This window comes from Hymenobacter roseosalivarius DSM 11622 (assembly GCF_900176135.1).
In the GTDB taxonomy this organism is placed as follows: Bacteria; Bacteroidota; Bacteroidia; order Cytophagales; family Hymenobacteraceae; genus Hymenobacter; species Hymenobacter roseosalivarius.
Window position 1 is genome coordinate 22672 of record NZ_FWWW01000007.1, and the last position, 23349, is coordinate 46020.

A 23349-nucleotide genomic window follows, 5' to 3' on the forward strand; every position below is an offset into this window, starting at 1 on the left:
TGCCCCGCTGCCATCAGAGTGTCCGATGTTACCCCAGGCACTCGTGAGCAGGCGCTGGTAGGGGGCAGTGGGGAAAAAATGGGGAAGCGGGCCTTGCAAAACGGCACGTAAATAAAATGTATTTAATACGAATAATAATTGTATTAAGTGCAACTAATTGTGCCATGTTTCCGTTTAACAAGTATAACAAACAAACGGAATAACAGCCCTTTAGCCATGAAAAAGACCATCAAGCCCGCCGCCAAGAAAGCCACCAAGGGAGCTACTACCCGCCCCGATGTGTACCAGATTGTAACGGACCGGATTATCTCGGCGCTGGAGGGTGGTATCATTCCGTGGCGCAAGCCGTGGAACGCGGTGTATGGCCTCCCCCGCAACTATGCCACGGGCCGCGTGTACAGCGGCATCAACCTGTTTTTGCTGCATTTCAGCGGTGCCCTGCCCTTTTTCATGACTTTCAAGCAGGCGCTGGCGCTGGGCGGCAACGTGCGTAAAGGCGCCAAGGGTCATCAGGTGGTGTACTACAACATCAGCAAGCGCGAGAACAAGGAAACCGGTAAAGAAGAGAAAATGCCCTTCCTGAAGTATTACACCGTGTTTTCGGTGGAAGACATTGAGGGCATCGAGTTCAACCTGCCCGAAGTACCCCAGCAGGAGTTTACCCCCAGCGAGGTAGCCGAAGGCATTGTGGACGCATGGGACGGCAAGCCCGCCATTCAGCACCTGCACCAGCGGGCCTACTACTCTCCTTCGCTGGACTTGGTGAACATGCCCAAGCCGGAAACCTTCACCACGGCGGAAGGCTACTACCAGACCCTATTCCACGAGCTGACGCACAGCACCGGCCACCCCACCCGCCTTGACCGGGCCGACCTGACCGCCGGCGAGGGCAAGCAAAGCAGCAGCTACGCCCGCGAGGAGCTGACCGCCGAAATGGGGGCCTCCTTCCTGAGCGCCGCGGCCGGCATCGCGACCGGGCAGACCGAAGAAAACGCCGTGGCCTACATTCAAAACTGGTTGGAGCGGTTGAAAAATGACAAAAAGCTCGTGGTGCAAGCCGCCAGCAAAGCCCAGCGCGCCGCCGATATGATACTCGGCACCACGGCTGAGCCGGAGGAAGAAGCCGAGGAGCGGCCGGCACCCGCCACCGTGCCGGTAGCCAGCGAACCAGCCGCCGTGCTCGATGACACCGACCGCGAGTATATGGCCGCCGAAGTAAGCTGGCTGCAACTCGTCTAGGCCGCCGGTTGGGGCTGGCAGCGCACCAGCTGCTAGCCCTAGCTCTAATCCTAGCCCTAGCTCTAAATCCCGATTTGTCATGAAGGCCAGTGAAGCCCCTACCATTCAGAGCCCGACCTGGAACAGGTACCGCGACCAGGTGATTGCCGCCATTGCCGACGTGGAAATACTGATGCAGCAGCTTGATAAGGGCATCAACAGCGAAGTGCTGGCCGAGGAGGTAGCGGAGAGGCTGGGGATAGAAATTGATACGCCGGCCGCTTACGAGGCCCTCTTAAAGCTGGTGCGGGTAACGCGCCCCATTGCCCGCGAGGGCTTGCGCCGCACCAGCGAGGAGCAGGGCGGGCAATTCTTACTATCACTCTAATCCCCATTATGAGCAGTCCCCAAACCGCCATCAGGCACACTACCCGGGAGGTGCAGCAGGCTCTTTCAAACAATTGCTGGGGGGTGTACCACCGGGCAGTTTATGCCGAGGGAGAGCCAGTACCAGAATCATCCCGCGTATTTCAGACCCGGACCCAGCGGGGCCAATTTCAGGTCCGCTACCTGCAAACCGGGCAGTGGCACAACGTCGCCCCGGCCGACCTACTTTTTCAACAGTAGCCCCTCCCCTACTTCTGCTTTTTGGCCGGCCCTGAAAAGCTGGCCGCCTCCCCTCAATCAGCCCTTTATGAATCAACTCCCTCACTATTATCCGAGCGCCCCGGGCTTTGCCGCGCAGGAGGCATACCTGATCATCGAGCAAGAGCCGCGTGACCACGCGGAGAAAAGCCGGCTGGAAAAGCTTCGCCGCTACATACAGCGCCACGCGCACCAAGCGGATTTGCGCAATCTTGCCCTGGCCGTGCAGGAGCTGATGGGCACCGGCTACCAGGTAGGTTGTGGCAGCTCGCACATCTGGATTAAGCGCCTGGCCGATAGCGTCACCCTGCCGGCTCCCGAACGGCTGGCCATCGTGGCCGACCGACTGACAACGGCCTTTCGGGAGTGGAATGCGCCCTGCTTATGCCTGCGGCCAGAATAAGGGTTGCCCATTACTGGCCTAGTCCCAGTCCCTCCCCCATTTCTTCCCCACCGCCCCAAACAGCAAGGGCAGCCCGGTTAGGAGCTGCCCTTGGTTAGCGTTTCGGAAACCGCCGCGCCGGCTTGTGAGGATAACTGAAATGCCCGCGACCAGACCGGCCAATCATCCGTAGTCAGTCTTGCAAACTGCGCTAAATGGCCGGGGGCAGCTTGCCCTGCTTGCGCAGGTGCGCTTCGTAGTGCCGATGGGCCGCGTGCAGGTAGCCAATGATGTTGGTCGGCATATCCGGCCCTTTGGGAAGCTGAACGATAATCCGGCGAATCTCAGCCCAGACCGATTCGGCAATCCTCACTCCTTTCAGCTCACCGGTGGGCGCCACGTCCGCAGCGGCGGGCTTGCGCCCGCGAGTGCGGCGCTCAACCGGCGCGGGAGCTACGTAAGGCGCGGCGGGAGCTGCTGCCGCAACTGGCTGTGCAACGGCTAGCGTGGGCTCCGGCGTTGGTTGAGCGGCCGGTACTGGTACGGGAGCCGGTGCCGGCGCCGGCGCTGCTATTGCAGCGGGGGCTGCTGCCTGGATTGGGGCGGGAGCAGCCGGGGCGGCTACCGGGGTTTCGGCAGCCAGCCTGGTTTGCTCCCCTCCCATCCCGGCCCGGGCTTCGGCGCGCAATGTTTCATCAACCGGGATTCGCTTCCGGGGGCCTTCGATTTTCGCTTTTACAAAGGGAGACTTAGCCATTACTTGGTTTCGGTTGGGGTGGTATCGGTCGTTTCTTCCAGCTCAACGGCTGCCTCGGCTTTGCGCCGGGGCAGGTCCAGCTTCTCAATCAGCTCGTCGCACACGCGCCGGATTTCCTCCGAGCTGTCCTTGGTGCCCCCGGCGTAGTTGCGGTAGGCCGGGGTCAGGAGGCTGTGCAGCGTAGAGGCGCGGCTGTATACCATGCGGTGGCTCAGGTAGGATTGGAAGCGAGAGAGGCCCAGCTCGTCAATGTAGTCGTCCATCTCCTTTTCCTCACGCCGGCCGCCAATGCGCTTCGTGGCGAGGCCGAAATACTGAAAATCTACCTCGGCCTTGTCGGCCGCTTTTTTCAGCGCTTCGAGAATGCCCATAAACTCGGCCGTGGAGGCTCGGTCCAGGTAATCGGATACCAAGGGCACTATCACCGCGTCACAGCCCGTGAGGGCGTTGAAAACGTCCTCACCGTCGGCTCGGCCAGGAATGTCGATGATGATGAGGTCGTAGTCATTTTCCGGATTGTCGATGAAGTCAAAGATGCTCTTCAGCGACATGGGAAATACATCGTAGGGATAATCTGCCGCAGGGTCCGATTCGCGCAGGATGGCCAGGCTTGGTTCATCCAGCTGCTTGCGGGTTTTCACGATGCTCTGCTGGTAGTCACAATCCAGGATTGCGATTTTCAATCCATACTGAATAGCTAAGGGAGCCGCAAGGACGAGGGCCAGGGTAGACTTGCCCGAGCCCCCCTTCTGGGTGGCAAAGCTGATGACTTTTGACATGGAGTGACTAGTTAAGGTAGGCTAGTGCCGATACCCCGGGTGGTCAGGGCAGGGTCAGACAAATGTAATTGAAAATGTTGCAAAGTAGTAAAGTTGCTTTGTTGTAAAGTTGTGTAGTAGCAAAGTTGTTAAGTAGTAATCAAGCTAAGTTGCAATGTCGTATTTGCAACAAGTAATAAAGTTGTAATGTCGTAAAGTATTCATGTAGTAAAGTCGTAACTATGAAAAGGGGCCGCGCTGCCCTTGTGCCTAAGTAGTAAAGTTGCGTTGTCGTAAAGTAGTAAATCGGGTGAGTGAGCAATGGTAGTCTAAGTAGTAAAGTTGTAATGTCGTAAAGTAGAAAGAGAGTTACCGGGTGGCAGTTTTAGACCTAATTCTTTTTTCTGCAAGGCTACAGTGTGTCAAGTTGTAAAGTAGTAATGTCGTAAAGTAGTAAATGCGAGTTAAAAAGCCTCTGTAGATGCAGGGAAGAAGGAAAGAATAGTGGCTAGACAGAGTACTGACACGCGAAGTAACTGGGAGGCAGTACTGGAAGGGGGAAGGTCAGGATTCACTGAGAAAGGGGTATTAGGTATTGTAAGGCGGGAGTAGCAGCAGATAAAGATTAACCCAATACCTCACGCAATACGTACTCGGAGTTCTTAAATAGTTCTCAAATAATTCTGAAAGCCCTCTTGGATATAGTGTAGGTAGTCTTAGCAAGAAGAGTATCGCACACAGCATGCTAAGCAGCTGTAAGTGTGATACTTATATTTCAGCAAAGCTGAAATATGTAGGTTTCTTGCGATAACACACTGATTTACAGGTTATAAATAACCTAAAGAGGGCTGGCGAAAGATTGATTCTACCCATGCCAACGAACCCCGCCACGAAGAGCGTCAATGTCCCTGCGGACACTCATTTTCTGTTGAGCAAAGAGGCTAAGCGGTTGCAGATAAGCCAGGCTGATTACACCGGGGCGGCCGTGCGCTACTTCGCCGAGCGAGGATTGCACCCGGTGGACGACGTGGCCCGCGAGGGCCAGCTCATCATGCAGCAGGTAAAGAAGCTCGGGGACCGGGTGTTCGGCTACCTACAGGAGCAGGAGCGCAGCCTGCTGCTGCCAATGCTGGAGGAAATGCTGCGCAGCCGGGTGACGCTGGAGCGGGTGCTGCGCATGAATGAAATCCTGGTAAACAACCTGACGCAGCAGCTTAGTAACCTCAGTGAGGCGCAGCTAAACGAGCAGCGGGAGGGGCTGAAGCAGCTGCGGGCGCAGAACGAAGCCATGATAGAACGACAGGCAAACGATGCCGTAGCCGCAGTTCAACAGGCGGGAGCCGGCAAGCTAAATGCGGGGGGTAAGTTGATAAAAGATGTCACAGTTTAAGCGCGAAACTGTCTATGTACGTCAAGCTAATTAACCCCGCGACGCACGGAAAAGCCGCCTATAATAACAGCGGAAGCAGCGCGCAAACGCTCAATTATCTCAAGCAGGAAGCCGGTCGTGATGGGGAGGAAGCCTCGTTTTTTGGGGCCGACCACGACGACCTCAGCGCGGTGGAGTTGATGCAAAACATTGATTCCAACGTTAAGGGATTGCGCGCCAGCGAGGCCAAATTCTACTCCCTGGTGCTAAGCCCCAGTGAGTCGGAGCTGCTCCATATCGGCAACGACGAGGCCAAGCTGAAAGACTACACCCGGCAGGTGATGGCGCAGTACGCGGCCAACTTTCAGCTCAAGGACGGGCGGCAGCTCGGCAGCCAGGAGGTGGTGTGGGGAGCTACGCTTCACCAGCAGCGCAGCTACCGGGGCACCGACCCGGAGGTGAGCAGCGGCAAAGTCAAGATAGGGGAGCAGCGGCCGGGCCTGCAGACCCACATTCACGTCATCGTAAGTGCCCGCGATGCGGAGCAGAAAATAACGCTCAATCCAGGAGGCCGCCGCAACCGCTTTGACCTGATGAAGTGGCAGGCCGCCGCCGGCCAGCAGTTTGAGAAGCAGTTCGGCTACACGGCCCAGGCCCACGAAAAGCTGCGGCCGAAGCAGCGCGACACCAGTCGCGATGCCGGCCGCGCCGCCAAGATTGGTGAGCGGGTCACTGCCCTCAACCTGCGGGCAACGAAGGAGGAGCGGCTGGACCCACAGCGGGTGCAGCAGATTGCCCAGGGCCGCGAGTACGACAAAACCTTTTACCGCTCGCTGGCCACCGTCGAGCGGCGGGCGCAGCTGGGGCAGCCCATCGACAACGCATACCACCTGCTGAGCACGGGCCGGGAGCGGCCCGAGCCGCAGCGCGCCGCCAGCGCCATGCTACAGGCCGTGCAGCAAGCGGTGCAGTCGAATACCGGCCGCGAGGAAAAGACCGAGCACATCAGCGAGAAAAGAGGACGCAACAGCGCCGAGCTGGACATTGAAATGTAGGGTGCCAGCAGCCCGCCGCCCCTCATCCTACCCAAACAAACTTCCATTCGCGATTCTATGAGCAGTCAAGCACCCCGACCCGCAGCCAGCACCCCAAACGCGGGACTTATCATTGTCCTGCTGCTGCTGGCCATCATCGGCGGCGACTATTATGTGCTTATGCACGGCCCCGAAATTGCCGAGGCCCGCCGGACGCAGCTCGTGCAGGCGGCGGTAATACCCGTAGACAGCCTGACACCCAAGGAGCGGCTGGCCGCAACGACGGCGCGTATTGCGGCGCGGCAGCGGCAGGCGCGCATTGCTAAGGCCGAAGCAGCGGCCGGCCCGGTGATAGGGGAGGGGGCAGCGAGCGGCGCGGTAGCCATGACGCATTCCACCGACCAGACGCTTACCAAAACCAAATCCAGAACCAATGCTTTGGCGAAAGCCGGGAGCAGCATTGGCCGCAAGCTGCTGGTGAAAGCCGCCCGGTTCTACGGGCCAGCCGGGGTGTACCTGCGGGCGCTACTGTTGCTGGCCGGGCTGGCGCTGGTATTCGTGCAGAAAGCCCCGCAGGCGAAGGCCGGGCAGGCTAAGCGCAAAGTCATTGACCCAAAGGCGCTACGCATCGTGGCGGGCCTGGGTGGGGCCTTATTCCTGGTGGCTGGCTACATGCTGCTGAACATGCACCACTACTCGCCGGGCTTCATTGAGTTTGGCTATCCCGGAGCCGCCGTTGCCGTGTTGGGCAGTGGGGGATTAGTGGGCCTGCTGTGGGCGACGACGAAAAAGCCGGCCTTTGGGCTGAGCACCGAGCGCCGGAAGGTGGAGAGTCCGGATGCCGTGTATTTTCCCACGGCGGACGGGGGCTGGATTACCATTGCCAACCCATTCCGGGGCACCATGGTGCTCGGTGGCGCGGGCGCGGGCAAGACCTACTCGATAGGGGAGCCGCTGATTGAGCAGTTTGCCTATAAGAACTTCGCCGGCTTAGTGTACGACTTCAAGTTTCCGGTGCTGGCCGAGGCGATGCAGAAAGCCCTGGTACTGGCCGAGCGCCGCAAGGAGCGCGAGAGCAAGCAGACCGCTAGCTACGCGGCCAGCTTCCAGGGCAAGCTGCAGGCCCGGCTAACCGCCCTGCTAACTAAGCCCGAGCCGCAGCCCGCGGCGGAGCCGCCCGTGCAGCTGCACATCATCAATTTCCGCGACCTGACGCGTAGTGAGCGAGTGAACCCCTTGCGGCCGGCCGATATGCCAGTGGTGGCCTTCGCCGAGGAGTACAGCAAGGCCATCATCAACAACCTGAACCCGTCGAGCATCCGCAAGATGGAGTTCTTTGATACCAGCTCGGTCGCCTACCTGACCGGCATCATCTGGTTTTACAAGAAGCACTACCCGCAGTACTGCACCATTCCCCACGTGGTGGCCACGGCCATGTACAAGGACTATACCCACGTCCTGAGCATGCTGGAAACCGATTTGGAGTGCGGCGACCAGGCCCGGAGCCTTATCTCGGCGGTGCAGACCCGCGCCGACAAGCAGGTGGGCGCGGTGTTGGGCACCTTGCAGGTGAACCTGACCAAGATTAATAGCCCCGAGGTGGTATGGGTGCTCACCCCGGACGAAGAAAACGGGGAAGGCTTTTCGCTGGACCTGAACAACAAGAAAAGCCCCAAGCTGCTGTGCATCGGCAACGACCCGACGCTAAAGGACACGTTTTCTCCGGTCGTCAGCTGTGTGGTTACGGTGGCCCTGAAGCTGATGAACCAGCAGAATAAGCACCGCAGCTACGTGTTTCTCGATGAGGCCGCGACGCTCTACGTGCCGGGTCTGGAGGTGATACCGGCTACGGCCCGCAGCAATAAGGTGGCGATGGTGTACATGACCCAGGACCTAAGCCAGATGACGGATGCCTACGGCAAGGAGAAAATGCAGGTGATGGTGAGCAACCTCAATAACCAGTTCTTCGGCAAGGTGAACTCGCTGGAAACAGCCAAGTTCATTTCCGAGCTGGTGGGCCGGGAGGACAAGAAAATAGTGAGCACGAGCGTCGGCACGAGTCAGGTGAGTGCCAGTCGGCGCAATAACTCCACCAACTTGAGCACTAGTTACCAAGAGCGCAGCCTGGTGCGGGTGCAGGACGCCATTGGCCTGCAGCAGGGTGAGTTTGTCGGGCAGACCGTGGAAACTGAGCATACCTTTTTCCAGGGCACCATTTCCCGCGCCGATGCCACTCAGGAGCGGTTTCCCCTACACCAGATGGTGAGCTTCGGCGGCCCCGGTGAGGACCCGGCCAGCGCCCTTTCGCGTACGGTGCAGGAGAACTTCCTGCGGGTGCGCCAGGAGGTGAAAGAAACCTTGGCCAAGCACGTAAACACCTTAGCAGCAGGGACAAAAAATGGGGCCTGAAACAGCTCAAAAGCGACAATAAAGGCTGATTTAGCGTTGTAATAATACCACTCTCCATTTCTGAAAAGCTATGAATAAGACCTTTTTCGCGCCCGCCCCAGCCGGCCTCACTGCCGAGCAGTTAGCGGCCCGCCGGCAGCGGGAGCACGACAGCAATAACGCCATTGCCACGATGATGAGCAACGGCCCCGCGCCCAGCCCCGAGGCCCTGGCCCTGATGCAGCGCCACGTCGACGGGGAGCTGACTATCGAGCAGGTCATTGAGCTGACCGACGAGATGCTTAGAGCCCGCTACGCGGCCAAAGCTGCTGCCGGCACGCCCCCCAGCGAAGCGCAGTAATGGCGGTGCTCAATGACCGGTTCAGCGACGAGAACGGCGTGCGGCTGAACAAGCTCGGAATTACCAACCAGCAGGATTTAACGCAGGCTGAATCAGACTCTTCCATTCCTCGTCTAAAGCTGCTCAATCAGCAGGGCGGCATTAAGGACGGGCAGTACGACCAGGCCCACCTGAAGCAGGTACACGAGCGGCTGTTTGGCGGCGTGTACCAGTGGGCCGGAGAAACCCGGGCCGACCGCGAGTTTCAGGGCCACAAGGATACCCGCGTCACCGGCTTCCGCGAAACCATGACGTACGCGCCCCACCAGGAAATCCCTGAGCGGCTGGATGCTATCGGGGCGCAACTCAACCGCGAAAACAACCTGAAAGGCTTGTCGGCTGAGCAGTTTGCTGAGCGCGCTGCCTACTACCTCGACCAGTACAACCACGCCCACGCTTTCCGGGACGGTAACGGCCGCACCATTCAGGCTACTTTCACCCAGCTGGGCAAGGAAGCGGGTTACGATGTGGACTTCAACCGGGCCAGCCCGGAGATTCTGAACCGTAGCCGTGACCTGGCTATTGTGCGCCAGTACCCGCCCGCCGAGGCAGCGAAGAACCTGCAGCCGCTGAAAGAGATGTTCCAGCAAATCATTACGCCCACCGCCGGGCCAATAGGGGAGGGGCTGCGCGCCCCCAGCCAGGCCGTGCCCACCCCGGAGCTGAGCCCGGCCATGAAGGCAATGGATGCCCGGCGGGAGCTGGAAGTGACCGGCTACCGCGTAGCCAGCGTGGTGGCCAATATGCCCGGGGCCGGCAACTGGGAGCAGGGCATCCAGCTGGGGCAGCAGGTCGAAGCCGTGAACCTTGATCCCAAGGCCATCCAGGGAAAAAGCATCACCGAGTTCCAGCAGGCGGCGGATAAGATTCTCAAGCACCCGGCCATGAAGGATACCCCGCTCGACCTGGCCGACGCGCAGCGCCTGAAAACCGCCTCGGTGCAGGTGCTGCAACTCGCCGAGGGCAAGGAGCTGGTCACCCCACAACAGCAGCAGCAGCAGCCCGCGGCGTCGGCTGCGAAAAGGGTGCTGGTCAATACTCCGGCGCAGGAGTACAGCGGCCGTAGCAGCGGCGGTATCGAACGTTAAGCCCCGTACCTTGCACCCATGGAAGACGACGAATTAAGCTTTCTGGAAGAGCAGCTTGCCGGCACCGAGCTACTGGCTTGCGTGACATGTGGCGAAGACACGCTGCACGCCCACCTAGAAGTGCTGGAAGTGTATCCCGTGGGAACGGAGCTGCTGATGCAGTGCACCCGCTGCCAAACCGAGCGAATGTGGATGGACTGGACGCCGCCTAAGCCAAAGGCCTATCACAATTAGCTTACCCTGCTTTTGACTCAATTAACGAAAAAGCCCTGCTAGCTGTAGCAGGGCTTTTTCGTGCCTGATTACTTGTATATAATACTAGTAAATATTGTATAAAATGCAACTAAGTAAGAAAGGTAGTTGTTGACCGATAAGAAGCAAAACCCACCCTAAATGCCCATCAGCACATGGAAAATACCCATCCTGCCGATTACCAATTTGAGGTTCTCCGTCAGCACGGCGACGGCCACCCCGCGGCCCTTTTCGCTACGATGGCTGAGGCTGCCGCCTATTGCCGCGCAGAGTTGAACGGCTATATCAACCGCACCGACGACCGGGCCGAAAATGTCCCGGTAGCGGCGGGCCAGCAGGTGCGGTTTCGCGGGCCGCAGGGGTTGCGCTGGGTAAAAGGCTTAGCCCAGCCGGTACCAGCGGGAACCGCGCCGGCCCGATTCAATCCCGGGCAGGCCGTGCGCCTCTTTGGAGTGGAGCAGCCCCTTACGGTGAAGGCCCGCGACTTCGCGCAGGGAACCTGGCACTACCAGTTCCAGGGGCTTTCCGGCGAGGTAGCTGAGGCGTTGCTGTTCGGGCCGGACGACAAGCCTACTCCGCCAGAGCCTACTGCCGCCGCAGTAGCTGAGCCTTTGTTATTCAGCCTGCACAGCAGCCAGATACTGGCCGGCGACGAGCAGGAGCAGCCGTTTTGGCAGCCCCTGCCGCCGCGCCTGTTTGTGCAGGTGCAAGCCGGCCAGCCTGACCAAACGCGCATCATGGCGCTGTGCGGCACCACTGGCAAGCGGTTTCTTACCCACGCTTACGAGCATGGCCCCTTCCAACTGGCCAGCGGGCAGCGGCTGGCCACCGTCAAGGCCCTAGGGGAATACTTCGCCCGCCAGCACCAAGCCATGCTCCCGGCCGAGGGCGCGGCCATGCTGCTGGGGGTTGACGGTAGTACCCAGGAAGTATGGCCCGTGAAGGGCAAGACGTTCAGGCTGGCGCAGTTGTATGCAGCCCTGGACTGCGATTACATCGACGTGCATCATCCCCAGCACGGCGCTTATCAGGACTGGATTCTGGTTTTCGACGACGAGGGCAAGTTCAAAGAGCGGCCCATCAACCCGCTGGCCACGGCCCTGTGGTACGAAACCTACCCGCTCGACCAGTACGCTCCCGTGGATGTGGTAGCCGGCCCGGTGCTGCTCATGAGGTCTGTGATGATGAGGTAATACCCGCAGCATCGCGGCCGGCCACTGGCCGGGATGTTTGGCAAACGGGCCTCCTCAAACAGATTTCGCAGTAAGTGCAATTATGCTTCGTACATTGTGCATAGAATAGCCATGGCTGTTTCCGTTCCCATTGACTACTTCACGACTGAACCTCTTCCACTGGAAGCAGCTCGGGCTTGGCTGATGCTCGTAACCAATCACCCGGCTTTTTCCGTCGAGCGCCGGCAAAAGGCCGGGCAGCGGATGGCTACCGAGTCGGATGCCCGGCAAGTCTGCCGGTGGGCTACGCTGGCACTGCTGGAAAGTGAGCGGTGGGAGGACGCAATAGTACTCCGCGAGGAAGCGCAGGGCGGCCCCCCGGCTTTTCCGGTCTATCCCTACTAACGGCACGCCCGTACGTAAGCCAAGCACAACCCTGATAATCTCTCATGAGTCGTCACCTCATCTCTATCCAGGCGCAGGCCGCCACCGTTACGGCCGGCACCCTCGCCGAGCTGCTGCAACAGACCGGCACCAAGATTATGCAGCTCACGGAGGGGCTGGACATCAACCACCGCACGGCCCAGCGCCGCATAAAGGAGCCCGAAACCCTTACCATCAAGGAACTGCTGGCCCTGGCCGCACTGCTGAGAGTGCCGGAGCAGCAGCTACTCGACCTCATTCGCGACGAGTATCAGAGTCGGCCCGCGCAATCCGCTGCCGAGCCAGATATGGAAGTAGAGGTGTTACCACCAGTAAAAAAGACAACCCCTAAAAGGGCGAAAGGCAAATAAGCTTTCATTTGCCTTTCGCCCTTTTGGGCGAACAAGCGCGCAGGTGTACCTTCAGATATGAAACAACGAATGCGCCGCCCTTTACAGGATGAATTGACGGAGGCCATGCACGGTGAGTTCACGGTCGACGCGGAAACCGAGCAGCGCCACCGGGTGCAGACCGCCCGTTCCAGCGTGGCTATGGGAATGTTCACGCCGGCCCAGGCCGCGGAAGCGTACGACGTGCCCTTAGCTGAGGTTGAGGCGGCTGTCTCGTTACCCGGGACTTTACCATAACCAGTCCGGTGCCGGCAAAGCCGCTCATCGTTCGAGGCTTTGGGGAACGCCGCCGAGTTAAACGCTCTGCAGCCAGGCGCGGCCCGGGGTCCGGGAGCCGTCTCCCATCAAAGCCAATAGTAAGCGGCCGGGGGCCACAAAGCGAATGTGCTCAGGCTGCTCATGCGGACCCAGCATTTGCCAGTGGCCCCCGGGAACGGGAGTACGGTGACGCAGGTCTACCACGGGGCAATCGGCCTCCGCAGCCAGCCCTGAAGGAGATGGAAACGCCCGCAAATCAACGCACAGCAGTGCGCCCGGGCAGGCCAGCACTAATCGGTGTTCCTGCAAGGCCAAGTCAAACGGACGTCCCTCCGGGGCTGGCAACTCATCGGGCAGGTCCTGAGCCCAGATTTCTTCGCGGGACTGTTCAAACGCAAACACCACCACCGGCGCCCAGTCGCCCCGCCGCAGTACCGACACATAGGCGCCCACACCGTCCATACCAGCACTGGTGGAGAGCAAGGCTACGTACCCGGCGCTCATTTGGCCTTTTTCGATGTGTTCGTACACCCGGCTGAAGGGCAGTTCCACGACCTGCGGGTCCGTCGGCAAGCCACCACTCGGCGGCCACAGGTACACAAACAGGTACTTGGGGAAGACAATGTTGTCGACCAGGATAAGATTCTGGTCGTCGGCTAGTACATCGTCAAGCGCCTTGCCCGGCTCGGCGGGACCAGGCAGTACCAGCGGCTCCCATCGGGGCTGCTCTTCGCGCAAGTCTAGCCGCCCACCGGCCGCGCCGGCACGGACCGCTGACCGGCGCGGCCAGGTGAAGACCCCGCCCACGTAGAGATACGGCCCGTGCAGGGCCAGGGCGCACACCTTGAGATGGGGTGGCAGGACCAAGTCGGGCTGGCGAACCAATGACCCATCCATTTCCAAACGGGCCCGGAACACCCGCGCCCGCGTAGCCCTGGCGGGTAGCAAGCCCGCCACGTATTCAGCGCTAATAGCTCCCGGTTGGGCAAAGTCAAAGCCGAGCGGCGCCCTGAACGTCATCACGTTGCCCTCCAGGTGGGCCACCTGGGCCCGGCCCGACGAGTCGGCTGCTGGCACTAGGAAAGGCGATGCATGCATAAGAAGCAAAATGAGTAGAGGCAGTGTGCGCTCCTTTGGGAAGAAAGCGGGACGCTTAGAAAAAGGGTATTAAACGCGAAAGCTAGGCCGGAAGAATTCCACTGCTTGAGCCAATCGTGAGCCAATTCACCTGCTGGTAAAAAGCGCCCCTACGGCGCTCATTCAACGAATTGCACATGGGCGACGGCTCGTGGTGAGCCAATCATGAGCCAATCAACCGGTACTCCGTCCCGGCTCCGCGGGTTCCGGTCTTCTGCAGGTAGCCGCCCTTCTCTAACTCGCCCAGGTAGCGCGTGGCCGTGGGCTTGCTCACGCCCAGCTGCTGCTGTACCAGGGTGTTAGTGACGCTGCCGTGCTGCCCGGTGTACAACAGCACCGGAACCAGATCCGCGCGCACGCCCTGCTGCTGCCAGTAGGCCGGCGAGTACTCGGCGAAGGCCACCACGAAACCCGAGGCCTCGAAGTAGAAGCGTGGGGCCGGCAGGTGGACGGCGCGGCACTCGCTGAGTATCTTAAGGGTACCCCGGCCCCAGGATTCGATGTAGCCGGCCCGGAACAGGGTATTGGCCACGTCCGGGTTGAAGGGCTTGGACGGATGTTTGCGCAGCAGGTTCGCCACCGTCCAGCTGTCGGGCAGGTGGCCTTCGTTCCAGAACTGCAGGTGGTGCTCATAAACGCTGATCTGCACGGGCGTGCCGCCGCTGTAGTCTTTGTGGGCCAGCGCGTTGAGCAGGGCCTCGCGCAGGGCAGCGGCGGGGAACGGGGGCTCTTCCACGCGGCGGCGGGCGCCCTCGTAGCGCACCTGGGCCTTGGTGTACTTGGTCTGCAGCAAATCCAGCGTGCGCTCCACCTGCAGCAGCAGCGGCCCGTGCACTTCGTCCTGATAGCGCAAATCGTCGTCGGTGGCAAAGAAGCCAATCTTGACATAGGCGCCGGTGATAAACTTCTCGGGCGTCGGGTGAAACAGCAGCACCGCCGCCCGCTTCAGGTAGTCGCCATCCACCAGGTTCAGGTTTTCCAACAGCGCCTCACGGCTGTCGTGCAGGACCTGCTCATCCACGCGCCCGCTTTTGGCGGCGCGCTGGCGGAACAAGTCGAAGGCCTCGGCCGACAAAGCGGCCGCCGTGACGCCCGGCACCGGCACGCCATCCCAGTGCTTGCCTTGCTTCTGGAGCAGAAACGCGCTCAGAGCCGGGCCTTTGAACTCCTGCTTGGTACTGCCGCTGCGGTAGTGATACTGTCCGCGGTAGCTGATGGGGTAGGGGTAGGGATCGACGACAATTTCCAGGTATTCCAATCCGCCTTCCTCGTGCCGGTTGACCTCGACCAGGATGCCCAGCAAATCGCGCACCTGGTTAGGCAAATCTTCCAGCAGCTTGCGGATGTTGGGCAGGCCCACCATCTGGCCGTCGTCGTTTTTGCCGATGTAGATGCGCCCGCCCTGGGCGTTAGCAAAGCCGCAAATCCACTTGAAGTACTCTTCCCGCCACGATTCCTTCCACTCAATGTTCTGCTGTTCGCGGGCGGTGCTCATAGGGGACGTAAACGGGGCGATGGATAACCTACAGGTTTAGGGCCTGCTGCACAATTAAATGAGCCTCTGCAGCCTCCTTTTTCGCCTCCAGCTTGGCTTGCTTGGCATCTTCCAGGGCCTGTTTGCCTGCCCGCACAAAGGCCGCGTTGCAGTAGCGCAGCTTGTCGTCGATGTGGCGGTTGGAGCGGTTCTTCAGGTCCCAGGCCCGTAGCAATTCCAACGCCCCCTCTTGCTTGAGAATGGGGGCGTATTTGACGATGTTGGCATCGGTCACTTTCCACTCCCGGAGCCGCTGAATGATGCTGCCCGTCGCCGAGTTTTCCAGCCAGGACTCCGGGATGTCCTTCAGCGTTGGGCCTTTCTTCAAATCAAACCGAAAGCGGATGATTTTCTTGCGGCCCCGGGTGGGCCGGGTCGTCTCGTAGATGGGGGTGAAGGTAAACTCGTAGTCGGTGCCGGCTAACTCCTTTTCCGGCTCCTTCATGGTGTTGTCAATCAGCAGCTTGGTGTTCGGGTACTTCAGCAGGGGCTCCCCGTCTTTGCCCTTTTTTACCTGGCCGCGCTTGTCGTACTCGTGCCAGCAGTCCATGTACTGCCGGTATTCCTCCACTGGTACCTCCCAGCGTCCTTTATCCTGCCAGGCCGCCAGAATCTCAAAAAAGCGCATGCTGTACCAGCTTTTCAGATTCATGTAGCCGTGCAGCGGAAACTTGCTGTAGTGGGCGGCCTTCACCAGGTAAGGCGCGAGCTGCGGGTTGAGCAGGATGGTGATGATGCCATCCTTGTAGCCGACCCGCTGTTCTTTGGTGGTATCGAGCAGGTGCCGGAAGTACCATTCCTTGCGGTCGATGCTCTCAAACTCCCACTTCATGTCGGCCAGCTCGTATAGCGCGCCCTTGATTTTCGAGTAGGCCGTATCGGCATCGATGTCCGTCCCTTCGATAATGGAGGAGATATGCAGCTGGTAGAAGTCCCGCAGCTGGTAGTCATTGTCGCGGATTTGGTCGATGACCCGCGCCATGATGCGCTTGCCGTAGACGGAAATCTTCTTCTGGTGGGCAAAGGTGACGTTCCAGTGCTGCTTGACCTCGCCCCGGTATTCGGGCTCATACTTGAGGCCCAGCTCCAGCATCGGCGTGGAGGGGGCGCGGGAAATCCGTTTATCGGCCATAGGAGGATAGCTGCAGCGGTGATCCTTTGCTACGCAAGGTAGCAAAAAAGTCTAAAACGCTAAGGTGTAGATTTAGCCACCTTATCTTTTACAGGGGGCCACACCATTGATGTTTAATGGCCGCCTTTACCTGTCCAAACCTTAGCTTTTGCCGGACGAGACGCCGTGCAGTCTCAGGGATAGCACCTGTCCAAACCTTACTTTTTGGGGGCTATGCATGTGGATAAGTACCTGTCCAAACCTTAGCTTTTACCTGTCCAAACCTTACTTTTCTCAGGTGACAACCTGTCCAAACCTTAGCTTATGATACCTCAGCACCTGTCTGAAACTTATTTTTTACCTGTCCAGAACTTAGCCTTTGGGCGTTTACTCCTTATAGTAAACTAGTATGTTCTTTTTAACTATTCAGTAAAAAGACAACTACCTAGTTCGGCGGAGCGAATAAGTATATAAGGCTCGTAGGGATGTACCCCAAGAGCACAAGGGGAACAAAAAACAAAGTCCAAAAAGGTAAAAAAAGGGGATTGCACTTTTCTACTATTTTATGCCATTATTTACATATCAACTTCATCTGCTTTATACTCTTATCCACTTTCAAAATCACTGAAATTACTATCCAATTTCAGGCGGTGGCCACGCTGTCTAGAGCTATGCTTAGCTCTGGTACTGCGCACAACTCCCAATGGTCCTTTTCTTACCATCCTTACTGTGAATCAGAGGAAAAACTAAACCGCCCAGGAGCTAAGCCCAGGAGCAAGAATTAGTGGTTACAATGGTACGGACAGCGGTACGATATGCAGACCATCTACAACGAGAAAAATGGCACTCATACCGTGAGCAGCCACAGCGACTTAGAGCAGTTGGCCGCTGCCCTCGTTGAACAGGGCTACGCCGTATGCCTGAGCGAATCCGGCGACGAGTCAAGCGTAGGCGCCCACAGCAGCGCCCCAGCCGGGCTAGAAGTGGAGCCAGTAGCGGAGCCCGACCAAACAGAGCGAGAATTTGAAGCGGCAGAACGTAGCTGGTTGGCTCAGATGTAGCCCCCGTAGGGGGGAAGGCTTGGCACCGGTAGACCCGGACCCGAGAACGGTTTGCAATTGTAAAAAGGAGAACAAGAGGGAAAAAGTAGCCAGCGTGCTAGGAAAATGTGTAAAAACTACATAAATAAGTTTGTAAAAACTGCAACATTATGAGGGCAAATACGTTTAATAAGTAATAGCAACGCAGCTAAAAACGACCTTTCAATCATGGGTAAGCACCTATTTTCTTCGACTACCAGTGCCGGTCAGCAAGTGAATGTTCAGTGTGGTTGGGACCGCCCCTTGCAGCACCATTACCTGACCGTCTTTGCCGGGGAGGCCGTGCCTGAAAACGTGCTCTATACTTCCCTGATGGAGCGCGGCGGATTGCCGGACGTGGACAGGGTAGCGGACCAACTGGAGGAATGGGGCATTGAAGCGCCGGAAGGGTTGTACGAGCGCCTTTGGCTTGATTCAGAATTTAACGAGAGCAGCAACGAGGGTAAGCAGTGGTAAGCCCATGAGAGCAGTAGAAGCCCCTACCCTTGGCGACCTCACTTGGAACCAGTACCGCAGCCAGGTAATCAATGCCATTACGGCTGTTGAAGCCCAGATGCACCACCTCAGAAAAAGCATCAACACCGAGGGCATGACCTACGAGGTAGCCGGGCTGCTGAAAATAGAAATCATCGACCAGGAAGATTTTGACGTGCTTTCGGCCTTAGTGAAAGCCGTCCGCCACGTTGGCCGCGAAGCTATCCGGGCCACGAAAGAGGACCACGGCGGGCAGTTCTCCTTACGTCTTCTCTAAGCATTACTCCCATGAATAAGCTCCAGGATTTGACTATAGGTGATGCCATTTTCTACCCGCGAGAGCAGGCGCTTGGCATCATTTACGAAACGTACAGCCGGGGCAACAACCAGCGCCCAGGGGTACAAGTGCTGCTGAGCAACGGCAAAGACCTTAGCGGATTCAGCGCCGAGGAAGCCGACCAGTTTTTGCAGCCATTGGGCCATACGGGTCTGAGTTACCAGTTTCAGAACGTGACCCAGCTAGCCCGCGACTTCGAGGGCGGCGTTTTTGGCCAAGCGTTCCACCATGCCCAGGTGCTTCGGTTGGCGCAGTCGCTGAACCTTCCCTTGTCCCCCACCGAGTAGCTTTTCCCCTTTTGTTCCTTCTTTGCTATGAGCACCAGCCACCAGATTAGCCAGAATAACGCCGGGTTTGCCCCTCAGCGGGCCTATCTAGCCGTTGAGCACCAACCGGCCGACGAAGCCGAGGCGCAACGCCTAGAGCAGCTACGGCAGCTAATTAAAGCGGCTCCCGACGTGGCCGACCTACGCGACTTTGCCGAGCAGGCTCGCCAAGTGATGGGCGGCGGTTATACCATGCACTGCGGCAGTTCCCACGTCTGGCTAAAACGTGACGCCCACCCCGAGCGCTTGGCGGTTATTGCCGACCGAAACACTACGGCTTACCAGGAGTGGAACACCCCCGCCTGAAATAGTTGAACCTTCCGCCAGCAGTGGGCCGTAATGTTGCTAAAATTGCATAGATTATGTTAGCTCATTACTCCTAATGCTGCTGAAAAATGCCTAAGAAATTGCCTTTTGACACCATTGCCGAGTTCATTCATTCCCTGGGAGAACGCGGCAAAACGGCCAAGGCCCTCGACATCAACCCGCGCACGTTGACAACGCGCTTGGAGAACCCGGCCACCTTCACCTTAGCCGAGTTGCAACGAGTGGCCGAGTACGGGCATACCGACCTGATGACGGTAACGATGCTAGCCGACCACCAGATAAAAAACCCGATTGATCCCCCAGCGCCTGCCTTGGGCCGGCCCGCTCGTCAGCATTAGCCGCCCCTGAGCATCTTACCTGACTTTGCAGCCCCTACCGGCGTTCGGTCGATGCTCTATCAAATGGCTGAGCTACTATTATGCTATCCAGCTGCTTGTGGAGCATTTATCACTTGGTAAGCCCATACAGCGGCGAGTCGGAGGTTTTACCCTAATTGTTTAACAATGCCCTACTTGATACTCGCGACGGATTTCAGGAACTGCGCCCATAGCTTGGCGTCCTGGTCTTTCGTTACGCCCTTGTTGGGCATATACTGAAACTGGTAGCTGACCCGGTGCACCAGCAGGATTCCCATATACCGGGGGCCTCCTCCCGGCACAGTATAATGCGCGCAAGCGGCCGTAGAGGGGCCATTCACTAGAATTGCCTCCTCTATCAGTGTACCGCGTGTGTCATGCATCATTTGGTCAATGGCAGTGCTGTAGAACTCATGATCTGAGTCAACGGCGTACATTTTATCCATCGGTTTCTCCTGGCGAAGTATGATGTAGGTGCCAGCTGCGTCGGAGTAGCGGTAGCCGCGTACCTGGCTGGCCGGCGTGCCAGGCGCGTAGTGGGCAGCATCCGGTACTGGCTGCGGCCTACCCGGCACGCGCAGCACCACGGCGTTATCAACGGCAAATGGCGTCCAGGGGGCTATTTGTGCCTGAGCAACTAGTGTGCAGAATAACAGGAGTAGAATAGTAGATAGTTTTCTCATGCTGGCCCCTCAGCAAAAGGCTCGCCAGCAGCCCACCAGGGCAGGGCTTAGCGTCATTTTTTGCCCCTATACTACCTCAAGCCACGGCGTACAAATAGCCCTTAGCTGCCGCTGTGGCGGCTCTAAGCAGCAGCTACAACTGCTATTGGCCTTGGTTGAAAGTTTGGTCCAACGGTTAGTTGGTGGGCTAGGCAATAACTGTTTTTTGTCTAGCTACCCCGGACACGCAGCGGCATCAACAACGCGTTTTCACAATGGGAACCGAGCATGTAGGCGGGTAGCAGCCCCGTTTAACTTCTGCACCAAACTTTTAACCGAGGCCAAAAACGCCCGCACGACTTCCTGACAACAAAAAGCCCCCGAGCTGAAGGGCAGAGGGCTTTTGAGTTGCCTATCTGGTGAGCCCATTAGCGGTGCTGCTGGTCGTAGTAATCATTATCGTAGTAGCGGTTGCGCTGGTACCGGATCTTGGATGTAGAGGCCATGCCCCCGAGGAAACCAAGGGCCACGAGAACCAAGCCCCAATTGGCCAGGTGTTGGCCCCAGGAAGGAGCCCACGAGCTATGCAGAAAGAAGAATAGTGCGCCCAGGATAAGGAAAGTACGCATAGGAGTACTATAAAGTACGCTTCACAATATAGTAACTAGCTGGCTATTCTGCCACTACGTAAAGGCCGTGTCTTTAGTTGCACTTTATACAACATTATTGTCGCGGCACCAAGTATATGCAGTGGCATAAAACAACGGCCATTATAACGCCCACCGAGTAATTTACCACCATCAAATCTTCCAGTCTAGTAGTAAAGCAAGGAGAGCGCCATTGCGCTTTTCCTGCCCAGGGCGGCGGGTGGTGGCCGCTCGTGGTGGCCGAGTGGCCAGGAGCCGGTACCGCCGTAGCGATCCGCACCGTGCCCCGCCCGAATCGCTGATTCAAGGCGTCCAGGCTAGCCATCAAGCCCGGCCGCTGGGTAACGAGGGCTGGTTGTTCGACTGGTTTAGCCAGAGCAGGGGCCGCGGCGAACAAATCCAACTGCTGACCCGTACCGGGCGGCTCTAATCCGTCGAGCACCACCCCGGCCTTCTGGTAGGCTGTGCCTTTCTCCCACAGCCGCCCCACCAGCAGGCGAGCGTAGCCGAGCAGCACGGTTGTATCAGCCGTTGATCCGATGGGTAGGGTAAGCGTAGCCGACCTTGAAAAAGGCGGCAGCACCTGAGGGGCAAAGCGGTTTTTGCTGATATACACCGTCAGAACGTGCGCCATGTCCCCCTGCGCCCGCAGCTTTTCCGCCGCCCGCGAGAGGAACGCCGCTACCGCCGCCAGTACATCATCAAAGGCAGTCAGGGGCTTGCCGAAGGTACGGGAGCAGCTGATGCTTTGCCGGCTGAGCGTGCCATCCTCCGACGGGTGCAGGCCCGCGCAGGGCCTACCTTGCAGTTCCTGCACCAGCCGGGCTCCGACCACGCCGCCCAGATGTTTGCGCGCCCACGCCTCCGACACGCGGGCTAGGTCAGCGGCAGAATCCACCCCGGCCGCCGCGAGTTTGGCCGCGTATTGTCGCCCTACGCCCCACACGTTGCCCACCGGCACTTGCCGTAATGCCCAGGCCCGCCGTTCGGGCGTATTCAGGTAGAGCACCCCACCCAGGCCCGCGTCCTTCTTGGCAATGCGGTTGGCCAGCTTGGCTAACGTCTTTGTTGGAGCAATACCAACGCAGGTCGGGATGCCCGTGCGGGCTTTTACCCCCTCCCGGACTTTACGGGCGTAGGCATCCAAGTTCCCGCAGTAGGTTTCCATGCCGGCCAGGTCTAGAAATGCTTCGTCGATGGAGTAGATTTCTACCGCTGGGGCTACTTGCTGAAGGTGATACATGACGCGCCTACTCATGTCCCCGTAGAGCGCATAATTGGAGCTGAAAACCTTCACGTTATGCTGTTGCAGGAGGTCTTTGACTTGAAAATAAGGGTCGCCCATTTTCAGCCCCAACGCCTTCGCTTCGGCCGAGCGACTGATCAAATTGCCATCATTATTGGAGAGCACCACCACCGGCCGGCCCTCGTAGCGCGGCTGGAAAACGCGCTCGCAGCTCACGTAGAAATTGTTGCAATCTAGTAATCCGAACATATTGCTAATCAAGGCTTTGCAAGAGTGCCGTTAGCTTGCCCGGAATCAGCTCATGTACGACGTGAGTAACCACGCCCCAAATCCGCAGCTCGTCGGTATCGGTAATCTCGTAGGGCTTGAAAGCCGGGTTTTCAGGTTTGAGCCACCAGGTAGTCCCGTCACGCACCAGGCGCTTGACCGTGCATTCTCCGTGCACTACAGCCACCACAATATGATTGTGGTCGGCTTCCATGTGCTTGTCCACGGCCAGCAAGTCGCCGGCATGAATTTCCGCCCCGGCCATGCTTTCCCCACTGACCCGCAGCAGATACGTGGCGTCGGGATGCCGCAGTAGTAGCCGGTTTAAGTCAAATAACCCTTCCAGGTGGTCGGTTGCCGGAGAGGGGAAACCAGCCGTCACGGTGCAGCTAAAAAGAGGCAGCAGGAAGGGTGTTTCGGTAGTAATTACTGGGATTAGTTCAACGTTACTCATCGACTCAACAATAAGGGAGGCCGTAAGTATACGCAAATGCTAAATTAATTAGTTGTATTTAGCTAAAATGAGTAGTAATTCAGTTGCATGGTTTGTCTGATACAAACTAAAATACTCAGCGAGGCCAGCGGAATCAGGTCGTCTACCAGAGGAGTGCTGTTTTCAACGGATCGAATCCTTACCGTAATTCTATCTCCCTGCTGCTAGTAAAAGGCCAGGTGGTCATCCACGCCCACCGCAAACCAGCCCCTGCCAACCCCTCCGTTTAACCTTTGTACCAAACTTTTAACCAAGGCCAATGCTGAGCTATCAGCTTATGCACTGCGCCCATTAAAACTAAATAGTACAGCAACTGCTGGTAACACGCCAGCTGAAACGGACATGTTTGGCTTTCGCATTCGAAAATTCGATTGACTTAACAGGGGTTGCGTTAGTAGTTGGACAAAGAATTACGGTAAGCATATAAAGCCCTGATTCACAGCACCTTTTGGGGCAAGATGCAGCTTACTGTCCCTCTTATTGGCCTTCGTTTGTAGTTTGCGGTTGAGCCAAAGTAGGGAGCACAAAAAAGTGGGGTTTCCGGTACCACCTACTTCCGACCTCTTCCGGGCTGTCAGCCCAGCAAAACCTAGTACCCGAAACTCATAACGGCCATCAAAGTGCCCGCTAGACCCTTCTTACTGCTTTCTGGTACTAGCAACCACGTCTACTCACCAGTCAAAACGCCCTGCTATTCCAAGCTACTCTTGGACGATTGCTTCGCTCAAGCGGGAGCTTCCGTGTTGGAAGTGGAAGGCCGATTTCTCCTGCCTTACCG

General features: G+C 58.1%; 28 protein-coding genes. 19 read left to right on the forward strand and 9 right to left on the reverse strand.

Annotated elements, in window-relative coordinates:
- Window positions 1-216 precede the first annotated feature (216 nt).
- The 3 genes from B9A24_RS00175 to B9A24_RS00190 all read left to right on the forward strand — a co-directional run bounded on the left by B9A24_RS00175 (window position 217) and on the right by B9A24_RS00190 (window position 2266).
- Complete coding sequence (locus B9A24_RS00175; RefSeq protein WP_084442993.1) at window positions 217-1239, forward strand: ArdC family protein; 1023 nt, start codon at window positions 217-219, stop codon at window positions 1237-1239.
- A gap of 79 nt (window positions 1240-1318) precedes the next feature.
- Window positions 1319-1606, forward strand: a complete 288-nt coding sequence (locus tag B9A24_RS00180) for a hypothetical protein (protein WP_084442995.1) — start codon at window positions 1319-1321, stop codon at window positions 1604-1606.
- Between the two features lie 306 nt (window positions 1607-1912).
- Window positions 1913-2266, forward strand: a complete 354-nt coding sequence (locus tag B9A24_RS00190) for a hypothetical protein (protein ID WP_084443000.1) — start codon at window positions 1913-1915, stop codon at window positions 2264-2266.
- A 190-nt stretch (window positions 2267-2456) separates the two neighbouring features.
- Here the strand turns inward: B9A24_RS00190 and B9A24_RS22185 are convergent, their stop codons facing one another.
- Both B9A24_RS22185 and B9A24_RS00200 read right to left on the reverse strand, forming a co-directional pair.
- On the reverse strand, window positions 2457-3002 hold the full coding sequence (locus tag B9A24_RS22185) for a hypothetical protein (RefSeq protein ID WP_084443002.1): 546 nt from the start codon (window positions 3000-3002) through the stop codon (window positions 2457-2459).
- Entirely contained in the window at window positions 3002-3781 is a 780-nt protein-coding gene (locus B9A24_RS00200) for a ParA family protein (RefSeq protein ID WP_084443004.1), read from the reverse strand. The genes B9A24_RS22185 and B9A24_RS00200 overlap by 1 nt, the downstream gene beginning before the upstream one ends.
- An 850-nt stretch (window positions 3782-4631) precedes the next feature.
- Here B9A24_RS00200 and B9A24_RS00205 point away from each other — a divergent pair.
- From B9A24_RS00205 to B9A24_RS00250, 10 genes are all read left to right on the forward strand, one after another.
- Window positions 4632-5150, forward strand: coding sequence for a BfmA/BtgA family mobilization protein (locus B9A24_RS00205; RefSeq protein ID WP_143434657.1), 519 nt, complete (start codon window positions 4632-4634; stop codon window positions 5148-5150).
- 14 nt (window positions 5151-5164) lie between these two features.
- Window positions 5165-6184 carry a DUF5712 family protein gene (locus B9A24_RS00210; RefSeq protein WP_084443008.1) on the forward strand — a complete coding sequence of 340 codons (1020 nt, stop codon included), beginning with the start codon at window positions 5165-5167 and terminating at the stop codon, window positions 6182-6184.
- A gap of 57 nt (window positions 6185-6241) precedes the next feature.
- On the forward strand, window positions 6242-8572 hold the full coding sequence (locus B9A24_RS00215; protein ID WP_084443010.1) for a type IV secretory system conjugative DNA transfer family protein: 2331 nt from the start codon (window positions 6242-6244) through the stop codon (window positions 8570-8572).
- 70 nt (window positions 8573-8642) lie between these two features.
- Window positions 8643-8912 carry an antitoxin VbhA family protein gene (locus tag B9A24_RS00220; protein ID WP_084443012.1) on the forward strand — a complete coding sequence of 90 codons (270 nt, stop codon included), beginning with the start codon at window positions 8643-8645 and terminating at the stop codon, window positions 8910-8912.
- On the forward strand, window positions 8912-10039 hold the full coding sequence (locus tag B9A24_RS00225) for a Fic/DOC family protein (RefSeq protein ID WP_084443014.1): 1128 nt from the start codon (window positions 8912-8914) through the stop codon (window positions 10037-10039). Before B9A24_RS00220 ends, B9A24_RS00225 begins: the two co-directional genes overlap by 1 nt.
- An 18-nt stretch (window positions 10040-10057) precedes the next feature.
- Window positions 10058-10273 (forward strand): hypothetical protein, encoded by a 216-nt coding sequence (locus B9A24_RS00230; protein WP_084443016.1) that lies wholly within the window; start codon window positions 10058-10060, stop codon window positions 10271-10273.
- Window positions 10274-10446: 173 nt separating this feature from the next.
- Window positions 10447-11484 (forward strand): hypothetical protein, encoded by a 1038-nt coding sequence (locus B9A24_RS00235; RefSeq protein ID WP_084443018.1) that lies wholly within the window; start codon window positions 10447-10449, stop codon window positions 11482-11484.
- A gap of 111 nt (window positions 11485-11595) precedes the next feature.
- Window positions 11596-11868 carry a hypothetical protein gene (locus B9A24_RS00240; protein ID WP_143434658.1) on the forward strand — a complete coding sequence of 91 codons (273 nt, stop codon included), beginning with the start codon at window positions 11596-11598 and terminating at the stop codon, window positions 11866-11868.
- Between the two features lie 44 nt (window positions 11869-11912).
- Window positions 11913-12257 carry a helix-turn-helix domain-containing protein gene (locus B9A24_RS00245; protein WP_084443022.1) on the forward strand — a complete coding sequence of 115 codons (345 nt, stop codon included), beginning with the start codon at window positions 11913-11915 and terminating at the stop codon, window positions 12255-12257.
- A gap of 57 nt (window positions 12258-12314) precedes the next feature.
- Window positions 12315-12533, forward strand: a complete 219-nt coding sequence (locus B9A24_RS00250) for a hypothetical protein (RefSeq protein WP_084443024.1) — start codon at window positions 12315-12317, stop codon at window positions 12531-12533.
- 57 nt (window positions 12534-12590) lie between these two features.
- On the opposite strand, the gene B9A24_RS00255 is transcribed toward B9A24_RS00250, so the two are convergent.
- The 3 genes from B9A24_RS00255 to B9A24_RS00265 form a co-directional block, all read right to left on the reverse strand.
- Window positions 12591-13652 carry a hypothetical protein gene (locus B9A24_RS00255; protein ID WP_084443026.1) on the reverse strand — a complete coding sequence of 354 codons (1062 nt, stop codon included), beginning with the start codon at window positions 13650-13652 and terminating at the stop codon, window positions 12591-12593.
- Between the two features lie 202 nt (window positions 13653-13854).
- Entirely contained in the window at window positions 13855-15186 is a 1332-nt protein-coding gene (locus B9A24_RS00260; protein WP_084443029.1) for an ATP-binding protein, read from the reverse strand.
- 28 nt (window positions 15187-15214) lie between these two features.
- A complete protein-coding gene (locus B9A24_RS00265) occupies window positions 15215-16357 on the reverse strand; it encodes a replication initiation protein (RefSeq protein WP_084443031.1) in 1143 nt (380 codons plus the stop codon).
- Window positions 16358-17151: 794 nt separating this feature from the next.
- On the opposite strand from B9A24_RS00265, the gene B9A24_RS00270 reads away from it, so the two are divergent.
- The 6 genes from B9A24_RS00270 (at window position 17152) to B9A24_RS00295 (ending at window position 19238) form a co-directional block, all read left to right on the forward strand.
- Window positions 17152-17397: a hypothetical protein gene (locus B9A24_RS00270; RefSeq protein ID WP_084443033.1), complete on the forward strand. Its 246-nt coding sequence runs from the start codon at window positions 17152-17154 to the stop codon at window positions 17395-17397.
- A gap of 207 nt (window positions 17398-17604) precedes the next feature.
- Complete coding sequence (locus B9A24_RS00275) at window positions 17605-17892, forward strand: hypothetical protein (RefSeq protein WP_084443035.1); 288 nt, start codon at window positions 17605-17607, stop codon at window positions 17890-17892.
- 4 nt (window positions 17893-17896) lie between these two features.
- Complete coding sequence (locus tag B9A24_RS00280) at window positions 17897-18187, forward strand: hypothetical protein (RefSeq protein WP_084443037.1); 291 nt, start codon at window positions 17897-17899, stop codon at window positions 18185-18187.
- An 11-nt stretch (window positions 18188-18198) separates the two neighbouring features.
- Window positions 18199-18534, forward strand: a complete 336-nt coding sequence (locus B9A24_RS00285; protein WP_084443039.1) for a hypothetical protein — start codon at window positions 18199-18201, stop codon at window positions 18532-18534.
- A 27-nt stretch (window positions 18535-18561) separates the two neighbouring features.
- Window positions 18562-18879, forward strand: a complete 318-nt coding sequence (locus tag B9A24_RS00290; protein WP_084443041.1) for a hypothetical protein — start codon at window positions 18562-18564, stop codon at window positions 18877-18879.
- 89 nt (window positions 18880-18968) lie between these two features.
- Window positions 18969-19238 carry a hypothetical protein gene (locus B9A24_RS00295; protein ID WP_084443043.1) on the forward strand — a complete coding sequence of 90 codons (270 nt, stop codon included), beginning with the start codon at window positions 18969-18971 and terminating at the stop codon, window positions 19236-19238.
- 170 nt (window positions 19239-19408) lie between these two features.
- Here B9A24_RS00295 and B9A24_RS00300 read toward each other — a convergent pair whose 3' ends face one another.
- The 4 genes from B9A24_RS00300 to B9A24_RS00315 all read right to left on the reverse strand — a co-directional run bounded on the left by B9A24_RS00300 (window position 19409) and on the right by B9A24_RS00315 (window position 22532).
- On the reverse strand, window positions 19409-19939 hold the full coding sequence (locus tag B9A24_RS00300) for a hypothetical protein (RefSeq protein ID WP_084443045.1): 531 nt from the start codon (window positions 19937-19939) through the stop codon (window positions 19409-19411).
- A gap of 407 nt (window positions 19940-20346) precedes the next feature.
- On the reverse strand, window positions 20347-20547 hold the full coding sequence (locus B9A24_RS00305; RefSeq protein WP_084443047.1) for a hypothetical protein: 201 nt from the start codon (window positions 20545-20547) through the stop codon (window positions 20347-20349).
- A gap of 94 nt (window positions 20548-20641) precedes the next feature.
- A complete protein-coding gene (locus B9A24_RS00310; protein ID WP_084443049.1) occupies window positions 20642-22060 on the reverse strand; it encodes a Y-family DNA polymerase in 1419 nt (472 codons plus the stop codon).
- Window positions 22061-22064: 4 nt separating this feature from the next.
- A complete protein-coding gene (locus B9A24_RS00315) occupies window positions 22065-22532 on the reverse strand; it encodes a LexA family protein (RefSeq protein ID WP_084443051.1) in 468 nt (155 codons plus the stop codon).
- Between the last annotated feature and the right edge of the window lie 817 nt (window positions 22533-23349).

Bases quoted from the DNA above. Each gene is read 5' to 3' on its own strand.
- B9A24_RS00175 (WP_084442993.1), top strand. From the start codon at position 217: ATGAAAAAGACCATCAAGCCCGCCGCCAAGAAAGCCACCAAGGGAGCT.
- B9A24_RS00180 (WP_084442995.1), top strand. From the start codon at position 1,319: ATGAAGGCCAGTGAAGCCCCTACCATTCAGAGCCCGACCTGGAACAGG.
- B9A24_RS00190 (WP_084443000.1), top strand. From the start codon at position 1,913: ATGAATCAACTCCCTCACTATTATCCGAGCGCCCCGGGCTTTGCCGCG.
- B9A24_RS22185 (WP_084443002.1), bottom strand. From the start codon at position 3,002: ATGGCTAAGTCTCCCTTTGTAAAAGCGAAAATCGAAGGCCCCCGGAAG.
- B9A24_RS00200 (WP_084443004.1), bottom strand. From the start codon at position 3,781: ATGTCAAAAGTCATCAGCTTTGCCACCCAGAAGGGGGGCTCGGGCAAG.
- B9A24_RS00205 (WP_143434657.1), top strand. From the start codon at position 4,632: ATGCCAACGAACCCCGCCACGAAGAGCGTCAATGTCCCTGCGGACACT.
- B9A24_RS00210 (WP_084443008.1), top strand. From the start codon at position 5,165: ATGTACGTCAAGCTAATTAACCCCGCGACGCACGGAAAAGCCGCCTAT.
- B9A24_RS00215 (WP_084443010.1), top strand. From the start codon at position 6,242: ATGAGCAGTCAAGCACCCCGACCCGCAGCCAGCACCCCAAACGCGGGA.
- B9A24_RS00220 (WP_084443012.1), top strand. From the start codon at position 8,643: ATGAATAAGACCTTTTTCGCGCCCGCCCCAGCCGGCCTCACTGCCGAG.
- B9A24_RS00225 (WP_084443014.1), top strand. From the start codon at position 8,912: ATGGCGGTGCTCAATGACCGGTTCAGCGACGAGAACGGCGTGCGGCTG.
- B9A24_RS00230 (WP_084443016.1), top strand. From the start codon at position 10,058: ATGGAAGACGACGAATTAAGCTTTCTGGAAGAGCAGCTTGCCGGCACC.
- B9A24_RS00235 (WP_084443018.1), top strand. From the start codon at position 10,447: ATGGAAAATACCCATCCTGCCGATTACCAATTTGAGGTTCTCCGTCAG.
- B9A24_RS00240 (WP_143434658.1), top strand. From the start codon at position 11,596: ATGGCTGTTTCCGTTCCCATTGACTACTTCACGACTGAACCTCTTCCA.
- B9A24_RS00245 (WP_084443022.1), top strand. From the start codon at position 11,913: ATGAGTCGTCACCTCATCTCTATCCAGGCGCAGGCCGCCACCGTTACG.
- B9A24_RS00250 (WP_084443024.1), top strand. From the start codon at position 12,315: ATGAAACAACGAATGCGCCGCCCTTTACAGGATGAATTGACGGAGGCC.
- B9A24_RS00255 (WP_084443026.1), bottom strand. From the start codon at position 13,652: ATGCATGCATCGCCTTTCCTAGTGCCAGCAGCCGACTCGTCGGGCCGG.
- B9A24_RS00260 (WP_084443029.1), bottom strand. From the start codon at position 15,186: ATGAGCACCGCCCGCGAACAGCAGAACATTGAGTGGAAGGAATCGTGG.
- B9A24_RS00265 (WP_084443031.1), bottom strand. From the start codon at position 16,357: ATGGCCGATAAACGGATTTCCCGCGCCCCCTCCACGCCGATGCTGGAG.
- B9A24_RS00270 (WP_084443033.1), top strand. From the start codon at position 17,152: ATGCAGACCATCTACAACGAGAAAAATGGCACTCATACCGTGAGCAGC.
- B9A24_RS00275 (WP_084443035.1), top strand. From the start codon at position 17,605: ATGGGTAAGCACCTATTTTCTTCGACTACCAGTGCCGGTCAGCAAGTG.
- B9A24_RS00280 (WP_084443037.1), top strand. From the start codon at position 17,897: ATGAGAGCAGTAGAAGCCCCTACCCTTGGCGACCTCACTTGGAACCAG.
- B9A24_RS00285 (WP_084443039.1), top strand. From the start codon at position 18,199: ATGAATAAGCTCCAGGATTTGACTATAGGTGATGCCATTTTCTACCCG.
- B9A24_RS00290 (WP_084443041.1), top strand. From the start codon at position 18,562: ATGAGCACCAGCCACCAGATTAGCCAGAATAACGCCGGGTTTGCCCCT.
- B9A24_RS00295 (WP_084443043.1), top strand. From the start codon at position 18,969: ATGCCTAAGAAATTGCCTTTTGACACCATTGCCGAGTTCATTCATTCC.
- B9A24_RS00300 (WP_084443045.1), bottom strand. From the start codon at position 19,939: ATGAGAAAACTATCTACTATTCTACTCCTGTTATTCTGCACACTAGTT.
- B9A24_RS00305 (WP_084443047.1), bottom strand. From the start codon at position 20,547: ATGCGTACTTTCCTTATCCTGGGCGCACTATTCTTCTTTCTGCATAGC.
- B9A24_RS00310 (WP_084443049.1), bottom strand. From the start codon at position 22,060: ATGTTCGGATTACTAGATTGCAACAATTTCTACGTGAGCTGCGAGCGC.
- B9A24_RS00315 (WP_084443051.1), bottom strand. From the start codon at position 22,532: ATGAGTAACGTTGAACTAATCCCAGTAATTACTACCGAAACACCCTTC.